General features: G+C 66.3%; 9 protein-coding genes. All 9 read left to right on the forward strand.

The genetic code is table 11. The annotated features are described in order from the left end of the window. Positions 1 to 12 precede the first annotated feature (12 nt). The gene (locus QMC81_11545; GenBank protein ID MDI6908103.1) at positions 13 to 291 is read left to right on the forward strand and encodes an HU family DNA-binding protein; all 279 of its coding nucleotides are present in this window, start codon (positions 13 to 15) and stop codon (positions 289 to 291) included. A 172-nt stretch (positions 292 to 463) separates the two neighbouring features. Continuing rightward, positions 464 to 742 (forward strand): HU family DNA-binding protein, encoded by a 279-nt coding sequence (locus QMC81_11550; protein ID MDI6908104.1) that lies wholly within the window; start codon positions 464 to 466, stop codon positions 740 to 742. A 34-nt stretch (positions 743 to 776) separates the two neighbouring features. Further along, positions 777 to 1,109 (forward strand): hypothetical protein, encoded by a 333-nt coding sequence (locus tag QMC81_11555; GenBank protein ID MDI6908105.1) that lies wholly within the window; start codon positions 777 to 779, stop codon positions 1,107 to 1,109. Positions 1,110 to 1,112: 3 nt separating this feature from the next. Next, positions 1,113 to 1,529 (forward strand): hypothetical protein, encoded by a 417-nt coding sequence (locus QMC81_11560; protein ID MDI6908106.1) that lies wholly within the window; start codon positions 1,113 to 1,115, stop codon positions 1,527 to 1,529. A 23-nt stretch (positions 1,530 to 1,552) separates the two neighbouring features. After that, positions 1,553 to 1,900 carry a hypothetical protein gene (locus QMC81_11565; GenBank protein ID MDI6908107.1) on the forward strand — a complete coding sequence of 116 codons (348 nt, stop codon included), beginning with the start codon at positions 1,553 to 1,555 and terminating at the stop codon, positions 1,898 to 1,900. Positions 1,901 to 1,903: 3 nt separating this feature from the next. Next, positions 1,904 to 2,203, forward strand: a complete 300-nt coding sequence (locus QMC81_11570; GenBank protein MDI6908108.1) for a PrgI family protein — start codon at positions 1,904 to 1,906, stop codon at positions 2,201 to 2,203. Continuing rightward, positions 2,204 to 2,932 (forward strand): hypothetical protein, encoded by a 729-nt coding sequence (locus QMC81_11575; GenBank protein MDI6908109.1) that lies wholly within the window; start codon positions 2,204 to 2,206, stop codon positions 2,930 to 2,932. Beyond that, positions 2,933 to 3,760 (forward strand): M48 family metalloprotease, encoded by an 828-nt coding sequence (locus QMC81_11580; protein MDI6908110.1) that lies wholly within the window; start codon positions 2,933 to 2,935, stop codon positions 3,758 to 3,760. A gap of 82 nt (positions 3,761 to 3,842) precedes the next feature. Beyond that, complete coding sequence (locus QMC81_11585; protein ID MDI6908111.1) at positions 3,843 to 5,663, forward strand: hypothetical protein; 1,821 nt, start codon at positions 3,843 to 3,845, stop codon at positions 5,661 to 5,663. The last annotated feature ends 68 nt before the right edge of the window (positions 5,664 to 5,731 follow it).

Here is a 5,731-nt window from a genome sequence, read left to right on the forward strand (position 1 = left end):
AAGGAGGTGAGGATGGTGAACAAGCATTTGATGGTCAAGACTCTGGCGGCAAAGACAGGGATGACGGAAAAGGTATGTGCCAGGATGTTGGGCGCCGTTGCCGAGGTGTTGCGTGAGGCCGTGGCGCGCGGCGAGCACGTGCGCCTTCCCGGCTTCGGAGTCTTCTTCGTGCGGGAGCGGGCGGCCCGGAGGGGCCGCAACCCTCAGACGGGGGAGGAGTTTGAGATCCCGGCCGGAAAGGCGATCGTTTTCCGGCCGGGTGGGGAACTGCGACGAGCGGTAGCGGAATAGAACGGTCGCTTGGGGGGCCGGGGAAACCGGCCCCCCAAGCGTTTGATGAAAGCGGCTGGCGAAGGAGGTGGTGTGTAATGAAACACCTGTAATAGGGGCGCGGAGATGATTGGGCGGGTGGCGGCCCGGCCCTCGACAGGGCCGCCGAAATCATACTCGGAGGTTGGACAGCGTGACAAAGGCGGAGCTTATCAAGGTGGCGGCAGAGAAGAGCGGCCTCAGCCAAAAGCAGGCGGGCCAGGTGCTGGACGCCGTGCTGGAGACCGTCGCTGAGGCCCTGGCGAAAGGCGATGAGGTGCGGCTGTCCGGCTTTGGGGTGTTCGCGCCCGTCGCGCGGGCCGCCCGGGCCGGGCGGAACCCGCGCACCGGGGAGGAGATCTCGATCCCGGCGCGGGTGGTGCCGGTGTTCAGGACGGGGAAAGAACTGAAGGCGGCGGCCGGACGGGCTTAGGCCCGCCCGCCGCCTCAAAGGGGGTTGTGGCAGGGTGCAGGAAGGGGACTATATCAGCCTGGAAACGTGGCTGGCTCGGAATCCCGGCCCGTACTGGGTGCAGGTGCTGGCGGCCCGGGCGGACGGAAACACGGACGAGACCTGCGGGATCATCCTCTGCGAGGCCGGGCGGGCCGAGGCGGACCCGGAAACGGGCCTCTTGACCTTCGAGGGCGAGCATGGCTTTGCGGCGTTCGTCGCGAGGGCCTTGACCCTGGGTGTTGAGCCGGACCCGGGGAAATGGGTCGGGCGATACGCGAACCTGACGGTGCCGGTACCCGGGTACGGCCCGGAAGCGGTCATCGTCGTGATGCGAAAGGAGGAGTAGCCGATGCGCAGGGTGTTATGGATAGTGGTGTGCCTGGCCGTGGTACTGGCCCTGGCCGGCCCGGCGTTTGCCGAGACCGGGCAGGATGCCGGGCAGCCCCCGGGAGGCCAGGCGGCCCCAGCGGGAAGCGGGGAGACTATCGGGGGTATCCCGGTGGTCAGCCCGGGAGAGTTAGGCAACAAGCTGAACCAGTTGGGTGATATCGCCTACAAGCAGATGAGCCCTATTACGGACATGGTCGCTAAGCTATCCATCGCGGCGAGCGGGTTCTTGCTGATCATGGTACTGGTTTTGGGGGCCGGAATAGTGCGGCGGGTTGTCGCGGCCCTTTTCTTCGTGGCTCTGGGCCTGGGCCTGTGGTACAACGCCCCGTATGTTGTGGGGGCAGTCAAGGCTGTCGCGGCCTGGTTGCAATCTTAGTCTAATCAAAGGGGGTTATAGCGATGCGTAGAGTCAACGTCTTTATCGTTCTGGTTGCCGCCGTCCTGGCCTTGGCGGCGGCCGCGCCGGCGTTCGCGGAGGCCGGGCTGCCCGAGGCCACGGCGGACGACGTGGCGACCAGGTTAGTGGACGTGGGGAAGGAAATTCTTATGCCTCTGGGTGCCGTCTGCATCTTCGTCGCCATCGCCTGGACGGCGTTCAAGTTAATTATCACCGCCAACAAGCCCGAGGAGCGGGCGCAGGCGATGAGCGCTATCCCTTATATCCTGGGTGGCGGCGTCGGTCTCGGTGCGACTCTGCTCTTCGCGGGCTTTCTCGTGGGGCTCATGAAGCGCGTGGGGGGCGCATAAGCGATGCGCCAGCACCCTGTAGCCGTCCAACTCGAAGATGAAGACAAGGTTGTCGGCGGTGTGATGACGTTCCGGCAGTTGGTGTGGCTGTTTGTCGGTTTCGCGCTGGGGGGCGGGGCGGCGGCGCTGCCGCTGCCCTGGTATCCCTGGTACCTCCGGGCGCTCGTGTTCGGCCTATTCTTCCTTGCCGGGGCTGTGCTGGCTCTAGGCCGGGCCTACGGCATGGCGATGGACGTTTTTCTTTTCCGCTACGCCCGGTGGAAACTGCGCCGAAAAGCCTGGGCGCTGAGAGGAGGCGCGTAGATGGGCGCGTTTACTGTTGTAATGCTGGTTCTTTCCGCCCTGCTGGGCGTGGGGACGTGGTTGTACATGCGGCGTGTGCAGCAGGGGGAGCGGACCGCCGCGGCCCCGAGGGATCGAAAAAACAAGGCGAAAAAGAAGCAGCAGGACCTTAAAGACCTGTGGGATGTGGAGACGATCCGGGAGGGGATCGTCTGTCTGACCGGGGGCCGTTACCGCGCCGTCCTGCGCCTGACGGCGGCCGACTTCTGGCTCCTGTCGCCGGAGGAGCAGGACGCGATCGAGGACGCGGCGGCGGCCGCTCTGCGCTCTTTGATGTACCCCGTACAGGTGTACGTCACGGCCCAGTCGGTGGACCTGCGCGGTGCGGTGGAAGAGCTGCGCCAGGCCAACTTGCCGCCGGCGCTGGCCGAGCTGGCCCGGCAGAGGGCGGACTACCTGGAGGCGATGGCACAGGAGAGAAGCGCCGGGGCGCGGCAGGCATACCTGGTCCTCCCATATGACGCCCCCGGCGTCGGGTGGGAGGCCGTGCGCGGGGAAATCCTGCACCGCGTTGCTGCCCTGGCCGGGGCCCTGAGCCCGGCCCGGGTGCGCGTTGAGATGCTTACATCGGAGGCCGCGGCCGATCTTCTGCACCATGCCCTGAACCGGTTCTCCGCCTGGCGGCCCTCGGAGGCCGTGGCCGCCGGGGCGATGAGCCTGTATCACGTGAGCGAAAGGAGCGTTGCCTGAGTGCGGAACGTGTTCACCGCTGCCCGCCTGCTTGTCCTGGGGGCTATTGTGTTCGTCAACTGGATCATCATCGGGATGTTCCTGTCGCTGTTCTGGAGCGGCGACACCCTGCTCTACGCCGCCGTCTTAGTTGAGGGCGTGCTGATCGGCCTGGTCCTTACCCCGGCGGGTGAGGCGTATTTTCGTGTTGTCAAAAAGCTCCGGCCCCTGCCGGACGAAGAGGCCGCCCTGCGGCCCATCTACGAGCGGGTTTTGAAGCGATGCGGGATCGAGAGCCCGCCGGAGCTTTTTGTCCCGCACACGAGCGACGTTAACGCCCTGGCCGTCGGTACGAAGACGGTCGCCGTGACCCGTGGGGCGCTGGCCTTGCCGGCGGACGAGATTGAGGCCCTTTTGGCGCACGAGATCGGCCACCTGGCGCATAGAGACAGCAAGGTTCGTCTGGTGGCTCACGTCGCCAACCTGGCCGGGACGGTGGCCGCCTGGGCGATCACGGGGCTTATCGCGGCGCTCGGCGTCATAGGCATGATCGGCGGCACCTGGGGCGATCGGCAGATGTTCGGCCTCGGGCTCTTCCTGGTGGCCTTCGCCTGGTTCCTGAAGCTCGTGGCCTGGTGTCTCTCCAAGCTGCTGGAGCTTTCCTTCCTGGCGGTGGGACGCTCCGAGGAGTGCAGGGCCGACGCCTATGCCGCAAGACACGGTTACCGCGACGCCCTGGTGCGGCTCCTGAACCGTTTCGACACAGCGCACGAGCCGCACGGCGCGGCGGCGCTGTTCGCGACCCATCCGGCGGTTCACGCCCGGATCGACCGCCTGATGTGTGTCTGAAACCGCCCTCAATGGGCTGCCCCGCTTCGGCGGGGCTTTTGCTTTTCTAAGACCGAAGCACCGCGAGAAGGAGGACGGCCTTATGCGCCTGGCAAGACGACGAAGGAAATCAAAGACTTCGGAAACACGAAAGTATGACCTGGCGGCCCGCGCTCTGGACGTGCGGGACCTGTTCGTCCCGGACGGCCTGGAGGTCGGGTTTGACGAACTGCACCTGGGAGAGGCCCGCTGCCGCGTCTACGCTCTGCATGCCCTGCCGCGCCGGCTCACGGTGGGCTGGCTGGACGAATGCCTCCAGGCCGGGGACGTGGATGTAAGCGTGCATATCGAACCCGTAAATGACAACGATGTGTCCCGAGACCTGGCGGCCAAGGAGAATAAGGCACTATCGCATCTGGACCTTGACCGGCAGCGGGGCGTTGTCAAGCGTCTGAGCCAGTTGGAGGCTCAAGCCGCGGACTACCGCGCCCTGCGCGAGGCCGTGCAACTGGGACAGGACAGGCTGTTCAACGTCACGACCACGCTGGCTGTGCATGCCGAGAGCGCGGACGACTTGCGGTCCCGGAGCCACGCCGCGACCAACCCCCTGGCCCGCCGGGGCGTACGGCCCAGGGCGCTGGCCTTGCGCCAGTTGGAGGGTCTGCAAACGGTCTTACCCCTCGGGAACAACAAGGTGGAGGATCACGCGAAGAACCTGACCTCCGGCGCGGCGGCTTGCTGTCTCCCGCTGGCTGCCTCGCAGGGCGGTCACGCAAGCGGCGCGGTGGTGGGGATCAACCTGTACACCCGCGCGCCGGTGCTGCTGGACCGCTTCGCCGGTGAGCGGGTCATCTCGAACCAGCACATGTTCATCTGCGGCGAGCCCGGAAGCGGCAAGTCTGTCACGCTACGGACGCTTTCTCTGCTCGAAGCGTACCGGGGTGTGCGGACGGCCTACGTCGATCCCGAGGGCGAGTACGTCTACTACACCAAGTCCCTTGGCGGGCAGGTGGTCCACCTGCGGCCCGGCGGGTTTTCGGGGATGAACCCGCTCGATGTAGACGTGGAGGAGGACGACCAGGGACGCAGGTACGTCAACATTCAGGACAAGATGGGCGACCTTCACGGTCTCGTGGCTGCCCTGTACCGTTACCAGAGCGCCCAGGGTCTGGACGTGCGGGAGACGGCTCTTCTGGAGGACGCCTTGCGGCAGGAATACGCGGCCAGGGGGATTACCAGTGACCCGGCCAGCCTGTACGAGGGCGGGATCCGGAAGCCGATGCCGACCCTCTCCGACGTGCAGGCCCGGCTCGCCAAAACGCCCGGCGCGGAACGGCTGGCCGACGCGATGAAGCCCCTGCTGAAAGACGGCTCCCTGGGCTTCTTTGACGGCCAGACTACCCTTCGCCTGGCCGACGCGCCCTTCATCTGCTTCAACCTGAAGGGCCTGGGCGGGGATTTCGCCCGGTTTATCGGCGTCTACGCGGTCCTGACCTGGCTCCTGACGGGCTTCGCCCTGCGCGGCGGCAAGAAACACCCGAAGAATATCGCCGTGGACGAGGCGTGGATGTTCCTGCGTCACCCCGACGCGGCGGCCCACCTGGAGAACATCGCGCGCCGGGGCCGGAAGTACGGCTGTGCGCTGACCATCGCCACGCACCGCTTCGAGGAGTTCACGGCAACCAAGGAGGGCCGGGCGGTGATCGAGTCCTGCGCCTCGCTCCTGGTGATGAAGCAGGAGGACCACGCCGCAGAGGCTGTCGTCGAGTACTTCAAACTGGCCGGGGGATGCCGCGACCTCCTGGCCCAGGCCCGGCCGGGGCAGGGTATCCTGCGCGTCTCCGGCTCCACCACGGCGGTACAGGTGCAGCCTGCCCCGCACGAGTGGCCGTTCGTAGAAACCAGGTTGGGGGGTGCCGCGTAAGATGCGCCGGGCAATCGTTCTCGCGATTTTGCTGGCCTTGGGGCGGCCAGGGCCAGCCCCAAGGCCAG

This window comes from Thermoanaerobacterales bacterium (assembly GCA_030019475.1).
Lineage (GTDB): Bacteria > Bacillota > Desulfotomaculia > Desulfotomaculales > JASEER01 > JASEER01.